Origin of the sequence: Symmachiella macrocystis (genome assembly GCF_007860075.1) — a bacterium.
GTDB classification, from domain to species: domain Bacteria; phylum Planctomycetota; class Planctomycetia; order Planctomycetales; family Planctomycetaceae; genus Symmachiella; species Symmachiella macrocystis.
In genome coordinates this window covers 3,085,502-3,109,766 of record NZ_SJPP01000001.1, presented here as the reverse complement: position 1 = coordinate 3,109,766, position 24,265 = coordinate 3,085,502, and the positions used below count along the sequence as shown (strand labels likewise).

The window sequence follows — 24,265 nt, the reverse complement described above, 5'->3', positions numbered from 1 at the left end:
TCACTCGCTCCTTGCCAAAATGGGCACGAGCCCCTGAGGTCTTGCCATTCGCTATATTCACGAAATGTTTGGATCACCTCGTCAGACGACATCAATCTTAGGGCGCGTTCCCCAAACGTCGGAACGGGACGATCTTCAAAGTCGTAGCGTTCTCCATCCCCGCGCTCGTACAATTCACGCAGCGTGGCAGGTAATGGTGCCTCAATAGCGGCTTCGATCGCTTCGATCCAAGGTGCCATATCGGCTGAACCTAAATTCTACAGGGGAGGAGACTGGGGCGTCACAAAGAATGCCACCAATTCACGTGCAATACACAACAAACCTCTAGTGCTTGTAAATCTTGTGCTGCGGACGGCCGCTGAGGATTTGTTCCTTGCCCCAGTTGGTCACTGCCCGGAACGCGTCGCTCTGAATGAAATCGGTAAACGCCTTCTCGTCCGACCATTCGCTGGTGATCAGATACGACGCATCGTCGCTGACATCTTTCCACAACGTCGAACTGTCGTGCCCTTCGGCTGCCTTGAGCGCGTCGATCACGCCGGCAAACTTGTCCTCAAACTCCTGCTGCTTCCCCTCAATGACGTGATAATTCATGCCGACCGTAATCATAATTCATTCGCTTTCGGTGAGTATTCTAGAAACTACGACTGTCGTCGGCCTATGATATCGCATTTCCACACAAACACAACCGGGGGCAATGCGATTGGGAAACGTAGCGATCCCGCCAGCTTCTGCCCAACAATGGGTGGCACGGATTGCATCGCTATCCTTGTGCCGCAGGCACAAGAAGCCGCAGTTTCGGTGTTCCCTGCCAGGCACGTCTCTTTTGCCATGCATCAGCGGCCACCCGCGACATCTCCTGTGAGTGGTATCCGCCCTGACGGCAATCGCAAATTTGGACGAACTGCGAACATCAATCGTGAGATCACACCGACCGTGTGATCCCACCATCTACGCGAATGTTCTGACCGGTGATGTATTGTGCACCCTCTGAGAGCAGGAACAAGGCAGTCTCGGCAATCTCATTCGTCGTTCCATAACGCCCCATCGGAATGCGGCTGCGAAATGCTTTTTTCTCCGGCAGGCTATCGATAAAACCCGGCAGAATGTTGTTCATGCGGATGTTGGCTGACGCAAATTCATCGGCAAACAGTTTTGTGAATGCGGCCAGGCTTGCGCGAAACGCACCGGACGTTGGAAATGCAGGTTCGGGTTCAAAGGCTGCGTAGGTTGAGATGTTGACAATGGCTCCCCCGCCACACGACTTGAGGATCGGCGTCACGAGTCGCGCCATGCGTATGACATTCAACAGATAAACCTCCATCCCCAAATGCCAATCGTCGTCGCTGATTTCTAGGATTTTCCCCTTCGGCCCATGACCGGCACTATTAACAACCGCATCAATTCGGCCAAAAGCATCCATGGCCGTTTCAACAAATCGCGTCAGGTCTGCGGGGCTTTGGTTAGAACCAGTAACGCCGACTCCACCCAGCTCAGCAGCCAAGGCTTCACCTCGACCGGATGAAGAGAGAATCGCGATCTTGAAACCACTTTCAGCCAGCTTACGAGCAATCGCCGCGCCCATGCCGCTCCCAGCAGCTGTGATCAGTGCAACTTTATCAGTCAATGTTCGTGCCTTTCTTCGGTCACCTCAAGCAAATCAATAATTTATAAGCCGTCTGCAGTTCAGTAGCGAGCTTGCTACCGAAGTCGCACTGCGTTACTTCGCCTTCAACTCCGCCGCGGCCGCCTCGTATGCTTTATGACCGGTCGAACCTTTGCCCAGGATCGGTTGTTCGTCCTGGGGCAGCCATTTGCGGTGGGCGTTGAGGACGCTCTTCATCTGCGGATCACCGGCCAGATTGGTCCATTCATGGGGATCGTGGTCGTGATCGTACAGTTCCTCCGAACCGTCGACATAATGAATGTACCGCCAGCGCGTTGAACGGACCGCATGGTTGCCGCGGCCGAAGGTTGTGATCGCCGGGCGGTCCCAGGCGCGCGACGGATCTTCCAGCAGCGGCACCAGTGATTGCCCTTCATGCTGCGGATTTGCTTTCTGGCCGGACAGTTGCAGTAGCGTCGGATAAATATCGATCAAACCGACCGGACGCTCGCAGACTGCCGGTTTGATTTCCGGCCCGGCAATGATCAACGGCACCCGCGTGCCATCCTCCCACAGCGAACGCTTTGCCCAGCGTTCTTTTTCGCCCAGATGAAATCCATGGTCGGAGAATAAACAGACGATCGTGTTCTGCTTGTCCGCCCGCTGGTCCAATGCATCCAGGACCTTCCCCACGCAATAGTCAGCAAAACTGACCGAGGCCAAATACGACTGCACTGCATGTGACCATTGTCCACTCTCCTGAACCCATTGATGCTCCGGCGCGACATGCTTGAGCGTCACGAGGTTTCGCGCATAGGGGGACAGATCATGGATGTCCCCTTCGCTGATGACCGGCAGCAGGACCTTCTCGCGGGGATGCAGGTCAAACCAGATTTGCGGGACATACATCGGAACATGCGGACGGAAAAACCCAACCGCCAGGAAATACGGTTTCTCGCCTTCTGTTTTCAGCTTCTCTGCCGCCCAGGTCGCGATTTTATAATCCGGCATCTCTTCGGTCCGCTCGGGATATGCACCCCAGTCCCACAACGGATGCCCGTGCGGTTGGCTGATTTTTTCCTTGGGCCGCGGACCAAAACTGCCAAAGCTTCCGCCATACTCCCCCACGCGGTTAAAGATCTGCTGATTCGCCTGACTGTGAAACAACTTGCCGGCTCCCATGACCTGGTAGCCGTCATCGGCAAAGGCTTCGGGAATCGTCTTCTCGTTTTTCGTCACCTCCGATTGCGGCAGGCCGGGATTGAGAAAATACAACCCCGTCGACGAGGGCAGCCGCGAAACCATCAGACTGGCTCGCGACGGCTGACAGACTGGAGCTTGGCAATGTGCGTTGGCAAACAACACCCCCCGCGCCGCCAACCGATCAATATTTGGCGTCAGCGCCTGCGGATGCCCCGCCAAACAGCCCACCCAGTCATTCAGGTCATCAACGCTAATCAAAATCACATTCGGCTTCGCCGCAATCGCAGTCTTGCCTGGAATACAAAGCAGCATCAAGAACAAAGCCATAAAAATACGCATGAGGTGTCCTTAAGTTTCAACAATAATCGTGCGTCAAACATGCCAGCGAGGCTCGGCAGGAGCCTCGCCCTCCCGGAGACGTTCTCTTGTTACCTTACTTCTTTTTTTCCGTGTTTTATCTGTGTTAATCCGTGGCTAAAAAAACGTCACTTGGTTTCGATCTCAGCAAGTTTCTTGCGGACCAAAGCGGATTGCTCGTCGTTTAGGATCTGCCAACAGGCGAGGCCGTTGCCGACGAGGTCGTATTCATCGAATTCCCAGACGATGTTTTTGTTGCGATCGATTTCAAAGATCTGCGGATTATCCGGTCCCGCATGGCAGTTGCCGACGACAAAGTTGCCGTTGTCCAATTCCTCTAGGCAAGTCGTCCATTTCAATTCCACATCGGTGCCGGGCACCTTGTTCTTGATTTCCCAAACAACCTGATTGTCGGGGGTGACCTCCAGCACGCTATTGCCTCCGCCCGAAGCGATCAACGTGTTGCCGTTGCGCAAACGAATGGCACCGTAGACGCGGGTTTTGACGGGGTACTCCCAAACGATTTCCCCATCGCGATTGTATTCCGTCACCACGCCGGGGTCTTCGGAACAGACGAGGTATGTCCCTTGGGGCGTCATCCGCACCAACCGCGTCGACTGCGTGCCACCCGGTTTCAGTGGGATCTGATGCACAATCTTCCCCGCACCGTCGACTTCAATCATCCGCCCCACGCCACTCTCGGTAATCAGAGTGTTTCCATTGGGCAGACGGGCAAAAGCGTGCACGTCGACCCGTTTGCCAGCATTGCCGTTCATCGTGGCGGAGTCATACGTCCAGACGACCTTTTTATCCAAGGTCATCTCGGTGAGCTGGGTCCAACTGTCGTGGAACAGAATGTTTCCATTGGCCAACAACTGCACATCATGATGCCCCGCATGCCCCTTGCTCGGCCCAGCAGTCTTGTGTGACCAAATTACTTCGCCATCCGCATCACAAATGGCAAGCACATTTTTACCATACGAAGCCCCCACCAAAACCAACCGCTCCGCTTGTGCGTTTGCGGCGGTGAGGAGACCGGCGAGACAAAAGACGGTAGTGAGACAGTGCTTCATGTGGTGGTCACTCCTTCGATTTGTGGGGCTGTCATGCTCTCTACGGGAGAATCGCCGTTTTGCAATCTTTCGACGGCGGCTTTCAAATTCTTGATTTCTGATTGTTGTGATCGAAACACGTGGAACATTGTGCTATAGGCAATTGACAACATTAATAGGGACACGCCCATGAGATTAAAAACGCTGCTACCGCGGTCGCCCCCCAAATAAATCTCTGCCGCGATACAAAAGACCGCGAAGGCAATGCAGAAAAAGGCCATTCCGCGGCTCATTTTGATCCACTCATCAACTTTGAATTTCTGTTTCATACGTCACCCTTTCACATCGTTACGAACGCATTAACGAGCCGTAGGGCAGGCTCCCGCCTGCCGTTGAAACCGTGTCCTCGCGCGACGGCAGGCGGGAGCCTGCCCTACACGCTGGTTGCCGATTGACCAATGCCCTGCAATTGTTGAACCGTCGCTTTCAATTGGTCAATTTCCGCCTGCATATCTTCGGTTTTCGATTGCTGGTATCGAAACACGTGGAACACTCCATGAAAGGCACCGCATACGGGCCCTAGAGGCAAGGCCGTCATTAGTAAGCCCATGGCGAAAGGAATTGCCGTGGCCCCTTTATCTTCCGAGGCGAGATTTAAGAAGTAGAACACCATCGCAATATAAATAAACGACAAGCCAGAGCAGCTGAAGGCCATCCAGCGGATTCCTTTGATCGCGGTATTCACGTCGAATTTCTGTTTCATACATCACCCTTTCTCATCGTTACGAACGCGTTAACGATCCGCAGGGCAGGCTCCTGCCTGCCATTGAAACCGTGTCATCGCGCGACGGCAGGCGGGAGCCTGCCCTACACGCTGGTTGCCGATTGACCAATGCCCTGCAATTGTTGAACCGTCGCTTTCAATTGGTCAATTTCCACCTGCATGACGTCAGTTTCCGATTGCTGTGATCGAAACAAGTGAAACATTGTACCAAAGGCAGCCGCCAACAAATTCAGCGGTAGTATCGCCACCAGAAAAGGGACGCCGCTTTCGACCCCCAAAAACAAAGCTGCCACCACAAACATGAACGACAACCCAGTGCAGAAAAAACCCATCCAACGGGTCGTTTTGATCGCAGTCTTTACGTCGAATTTCTGTTTCATACGTCACCCTTTCTCATCGTTATGAACGCATTAACGAGCCTGCCCTACGGGCTATTCGCGAGGTTTCAATTCCAACACCGATGCCTCTACCGCCACATCGGCGCCCTTCTCGGGAATCGGATATTTCAACGTCCAAAGAATGCCTTGCTTGACTAACCGGCGGTACGTTTCGTGTTTCCAGTTGTCGTGGAAATGCAAACCGCTAAAGCCAAACGAACGGCCGCCGTTGGGGCGTTGCCAGGCCCAGGAGACGGTTTCGTCTTGGTCCTCGATGCGAGCTTTGATCAACGGCGTAATTTTAGCCGGCGGTTTGGGGAACTTCAGTTGGTAGTAAAATTCCTCCTCCAGTTCGAGCGTTTTTAAGCCGCGCGTGATGGGGTGCTGACCATCAGCGACGGACATTGTTGTCGTCAGGAATTTGTATTTGCGGTCCGGTCCGCCATGGCAGCCGCCGAAGAGATTCACGAACGACGCAATGTCGGCTGCCTCCCGGGTTCCCATTCCCCAATGCAACACCGAAAAACCGCCGCCCCGTTGGGCGAGCCGCTCAAACGCTGCCAACCGTTCCGGGTTCTGGCTGAGCCACTTTGCCCCTTGCGAGACAAACAGCACTACTCCATCGGCACCGTCGAGCAACTCCGGTCCCTCGGCCCACGGTTCGTCCGCTTTGGTGATGATCGTTTGCAGACCGTCGACATTCTGCAGCAAATGGGCGACGACCTGCATTCCGGCCATGTATTCGTGTGTCGTCGGTTTGTGATTGTCCGGCCCCTGCCCAATGAGCAGCAACCGTTTTGTCTTGGGGGCCTCCTCGGCAGCGGCGGAATGGGGCAGCGCCGCACAGAAAATGGCAGCGATCAACAAACAGCATAGGAATGGCAATCGAGTCAGCATCGAATCGCGGACCTCCGGCGGTTCAGGGGGGGAGTGGGACGAACGTACACCCATCGTAACCATCTGCGGCGAAATTCTCCGCTGTTTTGAGAGAAGTGGAGGTTGGATTTCAAGGAATTTGAGTTTTTTTAATTTTTTAGCGATTTTGTTGTACGAAATGTGAGCGGATTCCCCACTAACAGGAGTAGGGGATGTTTCCCAAACGCGACGTTGATTGAAATTTGATGTGAAGGAGTAGGACCGTGCGGTTGACCCTGAGAACACTGCTGGCATATCTCGACGATATTTTAGAGCCGAAGCAGACGAAGGAACTCGGCGAAAAAATTGCCGACAGCCATTTCGCCACGTCGTTGATCAACCGCATTCGCGAGGTCTTACGACGACGACGGCTGACCGCACCGACGCTAACCGGTCCCGGCAGCGGATTGGACCCCAACACGGTTGCCGAATATTTGGATAACACACTGCCGCCGGAGAAGGTGGCGGACGTGGAGAAGACCTCTCTGGAATCGGACATCTACTTGGCTGAGGTCGCGGGTTGCCATCAGATTTTGACGCTCGTTCTGGGCGAACCGGTCGATATCGTTCCGGAAAGCCGCGAACGGATTTACGCCCTCACCGCACCGGAACAGGTCGCCACGCTGCCCACTCCCGCCCCGGAACCAGCCCCCACGAAAGAGCGGTCCAAATCGAAGTCGGGCGCTCGTCCAGCGCCGCAGCCGGTCGCCGCTCGTCCGGCGGTCGCTGAACAAGACGACTTTCGCAAAGGGATTCCCGACTATTTGCGAAAACCGCCGCTGTGGAAACGCGCGCTCCCCTTTGTGGCAGTCGGGGCTGGGTTGTTGCTGGTCGCGCTCATGATTATAGATCCCAGCCAGTCGGACGAAAAAAACGTCACGGATAACGCCGGCACTGGCGGGCAGGCGAATTTTGCCGCGATTGAGAAAAAGCAGCCCAAACTGCCCGCGCAAGAGGAGCCGACCGTTGATGAAGTTCCCGTGGAAATTGCCAGCAATGAGCTTGCTGGTACTGAAGAGGTAGAGGTCGTCGAGGAAGTGGTTGAGCCGCCGGCACAGGCGGAATCCGCAGACGAACCGGATGATACACAGCTCGCTGAAATTGAAACGTTCGATCCAGAAGCATCCATCGATCCCCCTGCGCCACCCGATGGTGCGGTTGAAGTCGCCACCACCTTGCCCGGCGAAATTGATACCGTTTTGCCCGAGGTCGATCCGCAGGACGACAACCTCTTCCCGCCGGATGTCCCGGTAGAAACGGAATTGGAAACAGAAACCGAGACACCATTGCCCGCGACTCCGACGGATACAACGCCGACTGAAGCGCTGGATGAAACAGCAACGGAAACAGCGACAAGCGAAACGGATCCCGGGCCGGAACTTGTTTCCGCTGAGAGCGAGCAGGACAAAGTTGCGGTTGTCGAGACACCTCCACAGCCGTTGGAAACGGTCCCAACACCCCCCGAAAAACTGCGTTCGCCAGTGACCGCGCAATACCAACCCGGACAAAACGGGATCATGTTGGTCCACGATCCCCACGAAGCGGGCTGGAGTAAGTTAGCGCCCCGTTCGAAGATCCACCCGGGTGATCGGATTGCGGTGCCCGATCCCTATTTTGCATCGGTTCGGCTCTCAGAAGGAAACACGCACGTCACGCTGTTGCCGGGCAGCCAAAACGGATCATTGATGGAATTGTCTGAGTCCAGCGAGGCAGGACATTGCACACTTAAAGTCACCCGCGGCCGGTTAGTCTTTCGCGGCAATTCAAAATCAGCAAACGACCATGACGGGCCGGTCGAAATTGGTTTGAAAGTGGGGAATGAGTTATGGCAGGTGAAATTCCTCACACCCGATGCCGTCTGGGGCTTGGAAATCAACCCGCGTCGTCCCGAGGGATCGGACCAACCGTTGGTAGACAATTCCTACACCGGCGACCTCTATGTGGCAGCGGGGACAATCCAATTCTTTGATGGAAAACAACTCAAAATTGTCAAAGATGGTCCCGCTTGGATCCCCTTAACGCCAGGGCAACGCCCTCAGGTGAGTGCAGATGGCACCGTTGAGCCATCTGCTCCGCTCACGACCATGCCCAACTGGCTTGGTATGCCGAAGTTAACAGGAAAGCAATTGGAGCACAGCCGCCGCTTCGCACGAGAATTTGACGAGGTACAGCCGATCGAAATCTCGTTGGTTGGAGCTGTAGATCACGCCGACGAGGACATTGCCGCGTTGGGAGTCAAATGTTTTGCGTTGACCGAAAATTACGAAGTGCTGGTCAAGGCACTTTCCGGTTCGGAATCTGAAAGTGCCCGGCGGGCCGCCGCGGATGGACTGCGGGACTGGCTGCCGACCGATCCCGAGAATGGCGACAAACTCAAACAGGAGCTTTCCAAGGTTTACTACGAAGAAACCCCCGACGTGATCTATAGTCTACTTTGGGGTATTCCCAAGGCCGACGCCGAACGTTTGGCGCCGTCGTTGCAATTGGTGAAGTGGATGGGACACGATCAACAAGTGATTCGGGAGATGGCCTTCGACGAAGTGCGACATCTTTCAGAAAAGCAGGGAACTTTGGGGTATCATCCCAGCAGTGGTTCCGTGCAAAAACGGAGCCGTGCCATCGAAAGTTGGCGACGTTTTGTCGAAAGGACCGGTGGTCTGCACATGCAACGCTAATGCCCGTGTCAAAACCGGGTTGAGCATGTTCTGGAAATTTCAGGTCCGTATCAGCGAAATGCGTCAGAGGATTTTGAAACGACTTGACGAAACTACCTAGTCGTGTCCCCCAACCGCTGCTCCATCTTGCAAACCACCCCACATCGGATTAGATTACCAGCGGGCCACTATTTCCGAGGGTAGAGGATGCCGCGGCCCCCAAACCGTTGATGCGACAGTGCGGGCCGCAACTCAATTGCTGCGTTGTCAAACAGACTCGATTGGCAGCGTGTGGGAACCGTGTACTTGCCAGCGAATGCCATTATGGCCAGCGAAGATCAACTGCGGTCTTCTTCAGTCGACGGATTCCCCGTTTCGAAAGAGCTTTCGCACGCCTTGCTCGAAAGCATGCCGGTGAACGTCATCTTCAAGGATCTCGGCGGGCGGATCCTGTTCGCCAATCAGCGGTTCTGCCAAGAATCAGGCTCTCGCCCTGGTGAGTTGATCGGCAAAACCGATTATGACCTGTTTCCCCAGGAAATGGCGGACAAATACCGCCGCGATGACGCCGACGTGCTCAAACGAGGCGGAGTCCTGCACGATGTCGAGCGGCATTTGAATATCGACGGCGACATCCGTTATGTCGAAGTCTTTAAAACGCCCGTGCAGGATGCTCAAGGGCACCACATCGGTGTGCAGGTCCTCTTCTGGGATGTGACGGAACGAAAACTGGCCGATGAGCAATTCGAGGACGAGCAACACCAGATCAAGTCTTTAACCAGCCGCATTCCTGAAATCGCTCTGCGGCTGGATCGCGTGGAAAACGATTTCCAGGCTCGCGAAACCATGGACGCTCTCCAGGAAGTACTCACGCGCACCTCAGCAGCCTTGGCTAGGTTATCCGCCGGCGACTCCGGATCGGGCCGCGAATCGTGATTGCCGCTCAGCTGGAATCTCCAACCCATACCGCTAGGCAACACGAACGGCTTATTTGGCAACGATCGCACAAAAGGGACGTGTGGAACCAATTGTATTTGCGGGCCCTAATCAGGTACCATAGGCCCTTGACCACAAATCGCGAAGTGCGACAGCACGATATTTGCGATGCCATGCTGAACGTTGCCGATTTCGCTCATTTGTTCCCAATGGGGACGCAGTAATCGTCGCGTGGTGGACTGACAAAAGGGATTCTCGATTCGGAACGACGAATAGCGCATGAGTATCTATGAAACGGAACAGAACGGCGATATCTTAATCCTCATCCCGCACTTCGGCGCGGGTGAATTTCGATATCGCGATTTTCACATGGCCTCCAGTTCCATGCAGCGGGATTTAGCCAGCAAAGAGATCAAAGGCCTCTTGATCGATCTCTCGGACGCCTTTTATTTCGGGTCCGAATTCATCGGCATGATGATTGTCTTCTCCAAGGCTGTGCGTAAGCATGGGGGCAAATCGGTCATTTGCAACGCATCGTCGCAGATGTTGGAGGTTTTGGGCACAATGAACATGTCCAAAATCGTGCCGATCGTGGCGACCCGCGAAGAGGCGCTACAGACATTGACGGTTTGACGTGTGCGGGCTTTCTGCCCTTATTCAGACTTCTTCATTTTTGGTTGCGGCAACATCACGCCCATGAATCACGCTCCCCCAGACAGCATCCCCGCCGAAACACAAAATGGTACCCACATCGGCGAACAGCTCAACAGCCAAAGTTTGGCATTCGTCGAGCAGCTATTCGCCGAATACCAGCGCGATCCCACGTCGGTCCCCGAACAATGGCGGGCTTGGTTCCGCGAGGAGATGCTGGGCCAAGACGGTCCGCCTCCGCAATCCGCGCAATCGCCGTTCGGCCAACGCAGCCTGTTCAATCCAACATCCAACGTCTCGGCCAACGGCAAAAAATCCAGCGATGTCCACGACATGGCCGGTTTGCAGGAACGATTGGATCAGTTAATCCGCAACTTTCGCGTGCGGGGACACATCATTGCCGCTGTCGATCCGCTGGATCAGCCACGCAGCAGCCCGGCGGAACTGGACCCGGCCTTTTACGGCTTCACCGAGGAAGACCTACAGCGGCCGATGTCGACCGAATGGTTCGGCGGCCCGGAAGTCAACACGATCCGCGCCATGATCAAGTGGCTGCAAACCACATATTGCCGCTCCATCGGCGCGCAGTTCATGCACATTGATAGCCTGAGCGTACGGCAATGGCTGCAAGATCGTATGGAGAAGACCGCCAATCACATCAAGTTGGGCCGGGACGAGCAGTTGCGAATTCTGACGCGTTTGAGTAACGCGGTCCTGTTTGAGGAATTTATCCAAACCAAATTTGTCGGCGCCAAAAGTTTTTCGTTGGAGGGAGCCGAAAGCCTAATTCCGTTACTCGATATGGCCATCGACAAAGCGGGGGATGACGGTGTCCGCGAAATCGTGCTGGGCATGGCGCATCGCGGGCGGCTGAACGTGTTGGCCAACATTCTGGGAAAAAGCCCCCGACTGATTTTCCGCGAATTCGAAGACAAAGATCCCGAGCTGAACTTCGGCCGCGGCGACGTCAAATACCATCTCGGACATAGTTCGGATTGGACGACCGCCGAGGGCAATGAAGTGCACCTCACGCTCTGCTTCAACCCCAGCCATCTGGAATTCGTGAACCCCGTTGCCGTGGGACGACTACGAGCCAAACAGGATCGTAAAGGTGACGCCGAAGGTCACCGCAGCATGGCGATCTTAATCCACGGCGACGCTGCCTTCGCCGGTGAAGGAATCGTTCAAGAGACATTGAACCTCAGCGAGTTGCCCGGATACTCCACCGGTGGCACGATTCACGTCATCGTCAACAATCAAATCGGTTTCACCACCGGGCCTAAAGAGGCGCGTTCGAGCACTTATGCCACTGACGTCGCCAAGATGCTGCAAAGCCCTATCTTCCACGTGAATGGTGAAGACCCCGAGGCGGTGGCACAGGTGGTCGATTTGGCGCTCGATTTTCGCCGCGAATTCCAGCGCGACGTGATCATCGATATGTACTGTTATCGCCGCCGCGGACACAACGAAGGCGACGAGCCGATGTTCACGCAACCGGTGATGTACCGCGCGATCAAAAACCGGCCCACGGTCTTCGAAGCATATTTGAATCACCTGCTGTCGTTGCGGGGCATGACCAAAGAAGAAGCCGACGCCATCATCGAGGACCGACGCAAAGAACTGGAGAAGGACTTGGCGATTGCCCGCCGCGAGACCTTTATTCAATGCGTCGATAAGTTGGGAGGGGTTTGGCTGGGCTATCATGGCGGTCACGTGAGCAAGGCGGACCAAGTCTCGACAGCCGTCGACAAATCGGTGCTCAGTGAAATCTTGAAGATCCAAACTGAACTGCCGGACGATTTTACTCCGCACCCCAAAATCAATCGGCTGTTAGCAGCCCGTCGGGAAATGGCTGAAGGCAAACGACCGCTCGATTGGGGGGCTGCTGAGGCATTGGCCATGGGGACCGTGGTTGCTGAAGGGACACGATTACGGCTAAGCGGCCAAGACGTGGGCCGCGGCACGTTCAGTCATCGGCACGCCGTGCTGTGCGACTACGACGACGGGCACTCTTATATTCCACTCAGACATCTTGCTCCTGAACAAGGCGCGGTTGATATCTTCAACAGCCCATTGTCCGAAGCAGGGGTCCTTGGATTTGAATATGGCTACAGCCTCGACTGTCCCGACGGACTGGTCATCTGGGAAGCACAGTTCGGCGACTTCGCCAATACCGCGCAAGTCATCTTTGACCAGTTCATCGCCAGTGGTGAGGATAAATGGGATCGGCTCAGTGGCGTGGTCGTGTTGTTACCACACGGATTTGAAGGGCAGGGTCCAGAGCATTCCAGCGCGCGGCTAGAACGGTTTTTGACCCTGGCCGCGGACGACAACATGCAAATCGTTTCCCCCACAACCCCGGCACAAATGTTTCATTGTTTGCGACGACAAGTCTTGTGCCGTTGGAAAAAACCGCTGATCGTCATGACGCCAAAAAGCCTGCTACGGCATCCCGAAGCAGTCTCTACACTCGACGAGTGTGCTACCGGTGAGTTCCAATATTCGATTCCCGACGCGCTCGAGAGTGATCCAGCCGAGGTCAAGCGAATTTTGTTGTGTAGCGGTAAGGTCTACTACGATCTGATTGCCGAACGAGAGGAATGGGATCGTCATGACGTGGCCATCATCCGCATCGAGCAACTTTATCCACTGTATGAAGAAGGCCTAAACAAGATTCTAGCCGACTATCCCGTTGGCACTCCCGCAGTGTGGATCCAGGACGAACCGGAGAACATGGGTGCCTGGCGGTATCTGTTTTGCCGGTTCGGCGAACGATTGTTCGGCCGGTTTCCGCTCTCGTGTGTCTGCCGAGCCTCGTCGGCCAGTCCGGCAACCGGTTCGGCACGGAGCCATCGTGTGGAACAGGACGTCATTATCGCACGGGCCTTCAATCGCGAGTAGCCGTTGCGTATGACTTCCTTCGACGATCTCATTCCGCTGCTGATGACGCTGGCCGGATTCATCAGTGCCGCTGTCTGGGCAACCGCTGTGCGCGAGTTCACACAAGGCCGTCTGCCACTCCAGCAATGCGAACCCCAACCGGTCCGCTGGGACCACTGGTCGATCTTAGCAGCGCTCGGCATTTGGGTGCTCGCCGATGCGATCGTCGTTTCTCTGCTGGGTCTGGAAAGCGAATCCAGCCCCCTCACTCGAATTCAAGCCGGCACATATTCCGGGCTGGGAAAATGTGCCCTGTTGATCCCATTATGGCTTTATGCCGCCGGCGCCAAGCCGCGCGATCTGCTGCCGCTGCCCGGCCAATGGGGAGGCGACTTCAAAGCAGCCCTATGGGGTTTGTTCGCCAGCCTACTTCCCGTGTGGATCGTGAGCCTATTGATCGAACCGCTCCGCACAGCGAACAACGGGCACCCCCTCATCCGCATGCTGCAGGACCATCCCTCGGTACAAACAGTTGCCTGGATCACGCTCGCCGTATTGGTCGCCGCACCGCTCTGCGAGGAGCTGCTATTTCGCGTGATCCTACAAGGCTGGTTGCAAGACCGCGTGACCCCATCCACAGCGATCGTATCGGTCGCTATTGCCTTCGCCGCCATCCACGCCAACTCCTGGCCCGACCCACTGCCGTTGATCCCGCTATCGTTGATCCTAGGCTACGTCTACTACCGCCGCCGCAGTTACCTAACCAACGTACTAATGCACGCCCTGTTTAACGGCGTAAACCTGCTATTGGCACTCTCACAGGGGCCGACGTCGTAAAGCGGAATGAGCGATTTTGAATGCCAGCAGCGCCAACATCCGTGTTTGATCTGTGTTAATCCGTGGCTCATTTAATCACGAGCGATTTACGCTTTCCAGATCTTCTCGCGCCCATCAACGACATTCTTCGTCGAATTCCGCGTGTCGACGATCAATTGCCCGTGTCGCACGATGGCTTCGTAGTCGAAACGGGTGTGGTCCGTCGATATCAGCAGGCAGTCTTGTGACGCTAGAAATTCGGGCGTCAATTCTTCACTGCTCAGATCCGGGACGTCGTGGTGCCGCATTTGCGGCAGTTTGGGGACGTGCGGGTCGCTGTAGCTCAGCACCGCTCCCCGTTCCCGCAATAGGTCCATCAGCACGAACGATGGGCTTTCACGGGGATCGTCGACGTCTTTTTTATAGGCGACGCCCAACACGCAAATTTTGCTCCCCTTGATCGGCTTGCCGTGCTCGTTGAGCGCCAGCGCCAGTCGGTCGATGACGTATTGCGGCATGTGTGTGTTGACTTCGCCGGCCAACTCAATAAACCGCGTCTGCATACCTTCCTTGCGGGCGACCCAGCTTAAGTAAAACGGATCGATTGGAATGCAGTGGCCGCCCAAACCGGGGCCGGGATAGAACGCCTGGAAACCAAACGGCTTGGTCTTGGCCGCATCGATGACTTCCCAGACATCGATGTCCATCCGATCGAGCAACATCTTCAATTCATTGACCAGCGCGATATTGACCGCACGATAGGTGTTTTCCAAAATCTTGCACGCTTCGGCGACTTCTGGCGACGAGACCGGCACCGTATTGACGATGGCCGAATCGTACAGCAGCTTTGCCAGCCGTGAACTCGTTTCATCGATGCCGCCTACCACTTTGGGAATTCCATCGGCGGAGAAATCGAGATTACCCGGATCTTCACGTTCGGGGCTGTAGGCCAGATAAAAATCTTTGCCCGCTTCCAATCCCGAAGCTGACAGGATCGGCAACAACACATCGCGGGTGGTGCCGGGATAGGTCGTGCTTTCCAGAATCACCAATTGCCCCGGGCGCAAGGAGGCGGCAATTTGCTGAGCCGTCCCTTCAACGTATGACAGATCGGGATCGCGGCTATCGGACAGCGGCGTGGGAACGCAAATCAGCAGCGTATCGGCTTCCGCCATGCGCGCCATATCGGCGGTCGGCTCAAACTTCCCGGAAGCAGTCCATTCTTGGATCCACTCCGGTTTGATGTGATCAATGTAGGTCTTCCCGGCTTTCAGCAAATCGACCTTGCGCTGATCGACATCAAAGCCCATGGTGTCGAATCCCGAGGCGATAAACGCACGGATCAACGGCAGTCCGACGTAGCCCAAACCCACAATTCCAATTTTAGCGGTTTTGTCCGCAATGGCTTGATCCAACGGAACGGTCATAGTTCGGCAATCCAGAAGTCAGGGGAATTTCGGGGGAAGACTAACAGGTTGTAGCGGTTATACGGTGCACACAACAGCGACAGCGCACGTGTCACGGAAACTTAGTACGCGTTGTAGGTTGCGTCAAGCTGCGATTCTCCTACTGCCATGGACAGCGGGAGGTTTTCTTAGCCACAGATGAAACACGGATCGAACACGGATCAAAAGAAAACTGGCTCTGATTCCCAAACTCTTACCGAAAGTCAGAAAAAGCCCTTTTTGAATCTGTGTTCGATCCGTGTTTCATCTGTGGCTAAGAATTCTATCCCGAACCGTTTCTCATAAGCCAGAAACGGTCCTCGCATTAAAAAACGCCCGGGCCGTTTGATGCGGCGCCGGGCGGGTGGTTTTTCTCAGTGCTGTTTTATAACCGCTTAGTTATCAAAAGCGGCATCGAAGGCGATGTTTGATGGGGAGAAGTCGACATTTTTGACGAACTGACACGCTTCCCGCGCGCCGGCTTCGCGTTCCATGCCGGTGTCTTCCCATTCCACCGACAGCGGGCCGGTGTAGTTGATGTGGTTCAAGGCACGGATAATTTCCTCGAACCGTACGCCGCCACGGCCGACGCTGCGGAAATCCCAACCACGGCGTTCGTCGCCAAACGTAAGATGGCTCGACAAGATCCCGGTCCGGCCATTGAGTGTGACGGCTGAATCCTTCATGTGTACGTGGTAAATCCGGTCTGGGAAGAAACGGATGAATTCCGCTGGATCAATACCTTGCCAAATCAAGTGGCTGGGATCGAAGTTGAAACCGAATTCTTCGCGACCATCCAGGGCAGCGACGGCACGTTCAGCGGAATAAATATCGAACGCGATTTCCCCAGGATGCACTTCCAAGGCGAATTTGACTCCGCACTCTTGGAACACGTCCAAAATCGGATTCCAACGCTCGGCCAACAGATCAAATCCGGCGTCGATCATCGACCGCGGGATCGGTGGAAAGTCGTATACCAGATGCCAAATGCTGGAACCGGTGAACCCATTGACGACATCGACGCCCAGTTTCTGAGCGGCACGGGCGGTATTCTTCATTTCCTCGATGGCACGTTCGTTGATTCCAGCGGGATCGCCATCGCCCCAGACATACTCGGGTAGGATACTCTTATGGCGTTCATCGACTACATCCAACACCGCTTGGCCAACCAAATGGGCGGAGATCGAATGCAGCTTCAGGCCGTGCTTTTCCAATAGTTCGCGTTTGCGGGCACAATAAGTATCGTCCGAGAGGGCTTTATCGACCTCGAAGTGATCGCCCCAGCAGGCGAGTTCCAGCCCGTCGTAGCCAAAATCGGCCGCTTTTTTGCAGAGTTCCTCGACAGGAAGATCAGCCCATTGGCCGGTGCAAAGAGTCACGTCGCGCGCCATGGTCGGTACCTTTCAGGTTGTTTTCGCTAACGTCAATGTCACAAGGTGGTTTGAGAGAGCCTTGAATGAATCATCACGTTAAAAAACTGCGTGGATAAAGTCAACGAAACGAAGGGAGACGACAAGACCCCAGAGAGGTATGACAATACCGTATGGACGACAATTCAGAGAATTGAAGGCGAGTTTGCGGGGTGTCTGTTGCCCAGGGAACGTCCATTCTATATCCCAAACGCCCTCTTAAAATCCAAGGGAACGTCGCAAATTTCGTCGCTCACAGGTGCCCCGCAGACAACTTGCAAAGCAGGGAAGGGCGTACCCAATGGTCGAGATTCACAAGACATGCGTCCGCTACCGTCTGCCTTTAGCATAGGCGGGTAATGTTGCTTTTAGTTCATCACGACTCGCATCAGTCATCTGCGTATTGTCGAGGGTGAGCCGTTTCAGTTGGGGCATCGCTTTAAGATATTGAAGCCCGTCATCAGTGATCGAGGTATCGTCGATATATAGAAAATGCAGGGTGGAAATCCCCGCGAGCTGTTCCAAACCCGCATCGGTAATTAGCGTCCCGATAAGAGTCAGCGTGTTCAGACTGGGCAGTCCCGTGAGATGTGCCATCCCCGCGTCCGTGACCTGATCTCCGGAAATGTAGAGTGTATTCAGGCTGGCAAGTCCCTTGAGGTGTTCCAATCCAGCGTCACTCATCGATAAGCCTTTGAGGTTGAGCGATCTCAATCCGGTGAGCCCTTTAAGGTGTTCCAATCCCTCTCCGTTGACTTGAGTCCCAAACAGTCTGAGTGTGCGCAAACCGGTCAGCCCTTTGAGGTGTTCCAGCCCCGCATTGGTGATGGCAGTATCGTTGAGATAAAGATCTCGCAGATTGGTGAGACCTTTGAGATGTTCCAACCCTTCATCGGTGATCGGTGTGTCATTCAAGTCGAGAAACTGTAGGTCGGTGAGCCCCTGAAGGTGTTTCAAATCCGCATTCGTGATCTGCAAGGATTTGAGGTCGAGCCCCTTATTGTCCGGCGAAAACGAACCTCCCAGCTCCTTGATCGCAGCTCTGGTCTCCTTCTCCGTGTTCGGCGCATCAGTCACCGCCGGTTGTTCACCAGGCGCCGGTGCCATATTAGCCGCATCACAACCTGAGAAAACCAGCAGGGTCACGACCATCAACAGGCATTTCGATTCAGTTCTCATGGAATGACCTTATATTACGAATCAATTAGGGCAGACTCCCGCCTACCGTGAGTTTATAGAACCAGTTTCAAAACCCGGTTGCGCTTGTTCTCGAAACATTCAATTCAGTGTCAGTGGGATGCGTCAGAGGGTTTTGAAATTACTTGTAGTCAACTCAACAACTTTTCACCGCTGCATCCGTCGTCAACCGGTTGTCAACAAGATTAAACCGATTGAAAGCGAATAACACTAGGCAGAGGACGATCGCATAGCATGCACCAATCTTTGCCGGCCAGATGGAGATGGCGCCAACGACTCCGGTGAAAGTCATCAGGTCCACGAGTCGCGCGCTGATGCGCGGCGCAGCAGCGCTGGGCGGTTGTCCAATCGGGGGATGAAAAATTGCTCGCCACATCTGGAAGAGGCCGGCTGCGACGATCACAATTCCCGCCGGAGCGAAAATGATCTTCCGCGCTGTCGGCCAAGCGTACTGGTCAACGGCTTTTGGATCATACAGCCCCAACAGAATTCCTTCCCGTTCGGATACCCCCCAGGCCATAATAAACAGCAAAAGAAACACGCTGTAAACAAATGAAACGCCGCGCTGCCGATCACCAACCGCTTCCTTGTGAAATGCCGTTAGCATCAAAGGGGCGACATACAAAATCGCCAAGAAAACGCCGGCGCTCAAAAAATAATCGCGAGAGAGGACATGAACGATCAGTGCGACGCCAGTCGCAGCTGCCGTCGTCTCACACCATTTTTGATAAGTCGAACGTTCGGTGCCGGAATTTTTTACACTTTTGTTCTCGACCTTAGCAACCGCCCAGTAAAGCACGGCAACATACAGCAAACCTAAGTTGAATCCCGACTGGAGTTCCCAGATTTTCCACCAATCCACCAAATGGGGATCATATTGATACCCCAGGCACCAAAGCGCCGACAACGGAAATCCCACACCAAAACCGGCTCCAATTACCAAACCCGCCAACCATGTCTGTCGATCGCGATTGAGGGCAGCGACAAACAACGCGCCGATCCACCAGCCAACAACGATCGCATTTTGCGAGTTGGTATATACCGTGCGACTCAAATGGCCACCGAGTTCTCCGGCGAACATGCCAAGCGCGTCGCTGGGAAAGAATAACCACTGCGCAACTGGCAACAACAACACGCTCACGATTCCCACGGCCGAAATTTGGACGCCGCGTGCAATCCACTGGGGCAATGTGACTTTCGTTGTCAAAACACAAGCGATCACACTCAACAATGCGCAAAAGAACCAAATTGCCAGCATGGTCCCTTGAGTGGATGTGGATGCCTCCGCTGCGGCGGTTGCATTCGATTCTGCAACGTACAGGCCCAGATCCCATTTCGGAAAGAACAGCCACGGCCACGTTTGGATCGCGATGCGTGTGAGAAACGCAAATCCCAGTGGGATCATCAGTCGGGCCAACCAGACGCCCAGCGATTTTCTTCCCGCGAACGTCCACCCCAAGGCTATGCCCCCCGGGGCGGCCCAACCGATTCCGCAAACCCCAAACCAAGCCAAGCTGAGCCACGCAGATATCGGCAGGATTTCGTCGCCGACGTTGAAGTCACCCCGTAGCCACGATACATATTGCCCGTACCCCAACTCGCCTCCCAGCGTGATTCCTAACCCGAGCCACAACGGAATTCCTCGGGCGTCAATTCCTTTTTGCCAGCAGACGTACCACCACAACAGGCCCCAGGTCAGTCCCGGCACAAGGGTTCCATCCATGCCACCCCAACCGGCCGTACCGCGAATTGCCCAGGTGATTGCGCCCATCCCGGCAAAGACCAACGAAACCAACACAACCTCGCGCATCGAAGTGCGATTGTCCTTGTGGCGTTGATAGATTTCGGGGTCCGCAATGTTCATGGTTGCATCGAATGCTTGCTGAGGGAAAACGGCTGCTTATTTCACTTTTGTTTGAGCAACCAGACTTCGGCCAAGTGTGACCGTTTTTTCCAATGCACATGTGACTCGTCGACATCATCCCAATGCAGGCGTAGTCTTCCATCAGCGGTTAACTCTGCGGGAACGGCGAATTCCTGGAACTCTCCAATGTGACTCGCCCGTTTGGTAACAGGCAGTTTCTTGCCGTCACCGCGTAGAGGCGACTCACCCTGTCCGGTCAGTCGCACCACATAACGTGCATCGGGGTCCAGTCCATCGTATTCGACTCCCACCGGCCAGCGCATGTGGTGCAGCCAGGACAAACGCCGCTTGCTCCGACCTTCGTCGACCCATTCATGTCCGGGGTTCCAGGCATGTCGGCCTTCGGGATCGGTGTTAAACTCCTCACCACGAATGACGTGTGGAGATTTTCCAACATGCCCGATGTCGTCATAAAAACTGCCCGCACCGGGATTCTCCCAGGTGCGAATCACATCCAGTCGCGCCACTCTTTCCTGCTCGCTGCTAATCTTGCGAATCTTCGCGAATTCCGCTTCCAGCCACCAGCGGTCATTGAGTGGGCGGTCGACAAAGTCCATCACACAGCCACGCTCCGCGCCGCTGCCCCCAAACCTTTCGACGCTCGTCTGATAACCAATCGATCGAAACAAATCCTCGGCTAGATCATCAATCCGTGCCCGAAGTTCCGGCCGGCAAGGCGCGGACACCACGCGCTGCAAAATGCGTTCTGCACGCTGCATCGCTGTTTTGGCTCCAAATTTTGGTGCCTGGGCTAATGCCTGCAAGGCTTCCTGTTCAAGCTCTGTTTCGTAGAGCAGTCGCTGGCGGGTATAGGCGTCATAATACGCACGCATCAAATGTTGCTGAAACCGCCAGTTCTTCAGTAATTCTGGATGTTGTTCTTCCAAACGTTGCCAGAGTGCCAATACGCCATCAACGCCGGCGTTCTCAGCCAAGCTGCCCTGCCAATTGTTTTCCAGTCCCAGTAATGCATCCGCAATCGACTCAGCTGCTTCTGCCCCAAAATGAAAATGTGCGTATTGCACGAGTATCTCACGCACATTCTGTTGAGAGTCCCACCCCAGCATACTCCAGACAGCCTTGTTGACATCGTCGTTGATGCCGTCGGAATAAGTCACAAAACCATCGGTGTGCGGTGCAAAACGGCGGAAGATCGTCGAGTACGTCGTGGGACGCGGGTTTGTCGGTTCGCGCACTAATGTGACAGCATAAGCCGGATCCCACCAACTGACGGGAAACTGACATTCGACAGTATGCGTAATATCGGGATAAGACCGCACCGGATAGCGCTTCGGCAAACGCGTCCGTGTCTCACGTATGGAGAGCGCAGAGGTATCGGCCACAATTCCGCCCAACCAATCGGGCTGTTCCCGAGCAATATAATCCATCACGAACTTGATCTTGGGTTCATCAAAATCCTGCAATGAAACCCAGACATTGGCACGCGGGTGAGACTTCGCCAGCAATTGCGCCAAGTCTTCCATGAAGGGAATCACCAATTCCGGCGGATTGTCCCCCGGATCCCCGCCCGGCACAAATACAGCATCCAATCGTGGCGTCGATTCATAAAACTGCGCGTGCTTTTCGAGTTCAGCTTGGCGGCGTTTCTGATCCGTCAACGAGAATTCCACCGGCGTCCACACCCAATAATCGACGTCGTAGCGGTCACAAATTTCGCCGATGATCCGATTCATCTCCGGCCGCGGGGACTGCATCAGCTCGTTCGTGCGCCCGTCTTGAAAGGGAATATTCTGCACGCAATTCATGCCGAGCAAAACCTGTTCGCGGATGTACTGATCGTACTGCGCCCGCGACCACGCATCGTAACTATTCGACAGCGCTCGGTAGCCCATTTCATGCCCGCGATGGGGATATTCGGGCGCCGTCGCAACCTGCAAATCCTTATCGAGTTTGATTTCCCCTTTGCGGCAGTCGAGTTCACGCAAAAGGCGGCCCACCCCATAGATCGCCCCCCGTCGATCGGCCCCCACAATAAAGACTGCAGGCGACTTTTGGTTTGGAGCGTCCACAACCTGAATCGCAAAGCCTTCCGGCTGCGCTTCAGGAAGCTTCGGATCGTCGCGTCGAGGAACACGATTCGACCAATCCGCCTTCGCGCCGCGCGTCGTCACCACAATCACCGGTCGATCAGATTCCGGCCATTTGTTTTGAACATCAAGTTGAATGCCGGTTCGTTTCGCAAGCTCTTCCACCAAGATGGTCGCCGCCACATCTTCGGTCTCACCCCCCTCGCCAGCGGAAACGACAACTGCCTGCGAAAGATCAAGCCATTGAGGAGCAGCGTGCACATTGGAACTCCCCAACAGGGATCCGCAAAACACGACACCAAACGCAACACTGAGACGTAAATCAACCATGCCAATATTTCCGCTTCTCTTTTGCCTGAATCTTTGCCTTAATCCCGACGGTTCGGCAGCTGAAATCCGCAACCTTCACCGAACTCAGTTGGCAACAATTCTCGCAGATCACGTCGCGTATTGTTAGGGTGTAGATCAGCGCCGCACAGCGCACGGCTCAAAAAACAATGACGAACGCAAATTGAACCGGCAGTGAAGATTACCACAGGATGGCCCCGAAAGATTCTTTCGGGGCGGCGCAGCCGCAGGAGAGACCGACGACGCCGTACTCACTGCGGTCTCTGCGGAGACCTATCACCAATACCATGCTGTGACAGATACGAAAACAGACGACGCGACTCGTCTTCGAGCGGTTGCGATTTCCCGTGTTTGTGGTCCAGGAACGGTTGCCAAAACCGGAATGTTTTCGCCCAGCGCAGTGGGACGAAGACAATCACGATGGGGTTGAACTCGCGATCACCAGCAAAATAGCGAAACACCCGTACCGGCAAAGCGTACCAACTCCAGGACCGTCTTTGCGACCAGTTTAGAATGGCCGTCGATCGCGGCAATTGCGTGATAATGTGCTCTTCGATGTAGTCGTGCCAATGCGGACTATCCGAATAGACCAAGAGCACGAATCGCCCTCGTGCGCACCAGCAAATCCAAACCAGAACGTTGAGCAGCACGCCATAGAGCAACCACGCCCCGACAACCAACAACACAATCGGCAGCAGGATCACGAGCAGTGGAATTGCAATCAGAATTCTGAGGTATCTGGGCATTGTTGCTTAGCCCTAGCCTAAAACCACCGCCGCTTCAATAACTCACCAACCCCGCCACCTCTTCCGCCACCGCTTCGGCTTGCGGTCGGGAGATTGTGCGGGAGTCATCGGCGTAACCCACCAACAATGCCAAGTCGGCTAAGCGGTTGATTTTTCGCGGGATACCGCCCGATTCGGCGAAGATGGTTTCCAGCGACTCCGCATCGAACACCGGTTCGCTTGCGCCGGCTGCTTGGAGACGGTGTTGGATGTAGGCTACCGTTTCGTCGAATGAAAAGGGCTGCAGTAGGCAATTGACGGTCAGGCGTTCTTCGAGTTCCCCCAAACGGCGGATACGGCTGAGCAGACTGTGTTGGGCCAAGAAAATCAGCGTGAATTTCATGTGCCCTTGCTCCTGAAAATTGAGCAATAACCGCAGCGTCGCGAACACGCTGGGATCGTCGATGGTGTGGGCTTCGTCGATGAGAATCACCGGTTGTTGGCCCCGCTCATTGGCGGCGGCCAGTTGCTGTTGAATGCGTCGCACGATCACGTCCAACCCCGCGCCACAGATCTGCTGTTCGTCCGCACCTAACTCCACAGCTAAGTAGGCCAACAATTCCGCCGACGACATTTGGGGAAACACGATATGCACCAAGGGCGCAAAGTTCTCGGGCAGGTCGGCTGCCAGCATCCCGGCGACGTAGGTTTTCCCCATCCCCGTGCCACCGGCCAAAATCCCGGCCCCTTTGTTGTTCTCAATCAGATAACGCATTTTCAGCAGTGCGGCTTCGTGCGTTTCGCTACGAAAGAAAAAGCGGGGGTCGCTGTTGTTTTCAAACGGATGGTCGGCCAACTGCCAATGTTGTTCGTACATAAGATTTGTCGCCAGGTAACTTGAGGAATCCGTATTCAAAAACAATTGCAATCCGTGTTTC

General features: G+C 54.9%; 20 protein-coding genes. 5 read left to right on the top strand and 15 right to left on the bottom strand.

The features are described from left to right. Positions 1–324: 324 nt before the first annotated feature. The 8 genes from CA54_RS11985 to CA54_RS11950 all read right to left on the bottom strand — a co-directional run bounded on the left by CA54_RS11985 (position 325) and on the right by CA54_RS11950 (position 6,276). Positions 325–609, bottom strand: a complete 285-nt coding sequence (locus CA54_RS11985) for an antibiotic biosynthesis monooxygenase family protein (protein ID WP_145428498.1) — start codon at positions 607–609, stop codon at positions 325–327. Positions 610–925: 316 nt separating this feature from the next. Further along, a complete protein-coding gene (locus CA54_RS11980; RefSeq protein ID WP_146370998.1) occupies positions 926–1,627 on the bottom strand; it encodes an SDR family oxidoreductase in 702 nt (233 codons plus the stop codon). Positions 1,628–1,720: 93 nt separating this feature from the next. Beyond that, the gene (locus CA54_RS11975) at positions 1,721–3,148 is read right to left on the bottom strand and encodes a sulfatase (RefSeq protein WP_146370997.1); all 1,428 of its coding nucleotides are present in this window, start codon (positions 3,146–3,148) and stop codon (positions 1,721–1,723) included. Between the two features lie 146 nt (positions 3,149–3,294). Continuing rightward, positions 3,295–4,239: an outer membrane protein assembly factor BamB family protein gene (locus CA54_RS11970; RefSeq protein WP_146370996.1), complete on the bottom strand. Its 945-nt coding sequence runs from the start codon at positions 4,237–4,239 to the stop codon at positions 3,295–3,297. Then, entirely contained in the window at positions 4,236–4,547 is a 312-nt protein-coding gene (locus CA54_RS11965; RefSeq protein ID WP_146370995.1) for a hypothetical protein, read from the bottom strand. Before CA54_RS11965 ends, CA54_RS11970 begins: the two co-directional genes overlap by 4 nt. Before the next feature lie 104 nt (positions 4,548–4,651). Beyond that, the gene (locus CA54_RS11960; protein WP_146370994.1) at positions 4,652–4,981 is read right to left on the bottom strand and encodes a hypothetical protein; all 330 of its coding nucleotides are present in this window, start codon (positions 4,979–4,981) and stop codon (positions 4,652–4,654) included. A gap of 104 nt (positions 4,982–5,085) precedes the next feature. Then, positions 5,086–5,382 carry a hypothetical protein gene (locus tag CA54_RS11955; RefSeq protein ID WP_146370993.1) on the bottom strand — a complete coding sequence of 99 codons (297 nt, stop codon included), beginning with the start codon at positions 5,380–5,382 and terminating at the stop codon, positions 5,086–5,088. Positions 5,383–5,433: 51 nt separating this feature from the next. Then, positions 5,434–6,276: a ThuA domain-containing protein gene (locus CA54_RS11950; RefSeq protein WP_146370992.1), complete on the bottom strand. Its 843-nt coding sequence runs from the start codon at positions 6,274–6,276 to the stop codon at positions 5,434–5,436. 242 nt (positions 6,277–6,518) lie between these two features. Between CA54_RS11950 and CA54_RS11945 the strand changes: the two genes are divergently transcribed. The 5 genes from CA54_RS11945 (at position 6,519) to CA54_RS11925 (ending at position 14,252) form a co-directional block, all read left to right on the top strand. Further along, on the top strand, positions 6,519–8,969 hold the full coding sequence (locus CA54_RS11945) for a hypothetical protein (RefSeq protein WP_146370991.1): 2,451 nt from the start codon (positions 6,519–6,521) through the stop codon (positions 8,967–8,969). 303 nt (positions 8,970–9,272) lie between these two features. Next, positions 9,273–9,884: a PAS domain-containing protein gene (locus CA54_RS11940; RefSeq protein ID WP_146370990.1), complete on the top strand. Its 612-nt coding sequence runs from the start codon at positions 9,273–9,275 to the stop codon at positions 9,882–9,884. A 279-nt stretch (positions 9,885–10,163) separates the two neighbouring features. After that, the gene (locus CA54_RS11935) at positions 10,164–10,517 is read left to right on the top strand and encodes an STAS domain-containing protein (protein ID WP_146370989.1); all 354 of its coding nucleotides are present in this window, start codon (positions 10,164–10,166) and stop codon (positions 10,515–10,517) included. Positions 10,518–10,580: 63 nt separating this feature from the next. Beyond that, complete coding sequence (locus tag CA54_RS11930) at positions 10,581–13,436, top strand: 2-oxoglutarate dehydrogenase E1 component (RefSeq protein ID WP_146370988.1); 2,856 nt, start codon at positions 10,581–10,583, stop codon at positions 13,434–13,436. 9 nt (positions 13,437–13,445) lie between these two features. Next, on the top strand, positions 13,446–14,252 hold the full coding sequence (locus CA54_RS11925; RefSeq protein WP_146370987.1) for a CPBP family intramembrane glutamic endopeptidase: 807 nt from the start codon (positions 13,446–13,448) through the stop codon (positions 14,250–14,252). A gap of 86 nt (positions 14,253–14,338) precedes the next feature. Here the strand turns inward: CA54_RS11925 and CA54_RS11920 are convergent, their stop codons facing one another. From CA54_RS11920 to CA54_RS11890, 7 genes are all read right to left on the bottom strand, one after another. Further along, positions 14,339–15,658: a nucleotide sugar dehydrogenase gene (locus CA54_RS11920; protein WP_146370986.1), complete on the bottom strand. Its 1,320-nt coding sequence runs from the start codon at positions 15,656–15,658 to the stop codon at positions 14,339–14,341. Between the two features lie 413 nt (positions 15,659–16,071). Then, positions 16,072–17,067, bottom strand: a complete 996-nt coding sequence (locus CA54_RS11915; protein WP_146370985.1) for a sugar phosphate isomerase/epimerase family protein — start codon at positions 17,065–17,067, stop codon at positions 16,072–16,074. A gap of 348 nt (positions 17,068–17,415) precedes the next feature. Next, on the bottom strand, positions 17,416–18,264 hold the full coding sequence (locus tag CA54_RS11910) for a leucine-rich repeat domain-containing protein (protein ID WP_146370984.1): 849 nt from the start codon (positions 18,262–18,264) through the stop codon (positions 17,416–17,418). Positions 18,265–18,418: 154 nt separating this feature from the next. Next, on the bottom strand, positions 18,419–20,146 hold the full coding sequence (locus tag CA54_RS11905) for a hypothetical protein (protein WP_146370983.1): 1,728 nt from the start codon (positions 20,144–20,146) through the stop codon (positions 18,419–18,421). Positions 20,147–20,187: 41 nt separating this feature from the next. Then, a complete protein-coding gene (locus tag CA54_RS11900; RefSeq protein ID WP_146370982.1) occupies positions 20,188–22,584 on the bottom strand; it encodes an alpha-glucuronidase family glycosyl hydrolase in 2,397 nt (798 codons plus the stop codon). A gap of 269 nt (positions 22,585–22,853) precedes the next feature. Further along, complete coding sequence (locus tag CA54_RS11895; RefSeq protein WP_146370981.1) at positions 22,854–23,348, bottom strand: hypothetical protein; 495 nt, start codon at positions 23,346–23,348, stop codon at positions 22,854–22,856. A 34-nt stretch (positions 23,349–23,382) separates the two neighbouring features. After that, positions 23,383–24,204, bottom strand: coding sequence for an ExeA family protein (locus CA54_RS11890; RefSeq protein WP_146370980.1), 822 nt, complete (start codon positions 24,202–24,204; stop codon positions 23,383–23,385). Positions 24,205–24,265: the final 61 nt, after the last annotated feature.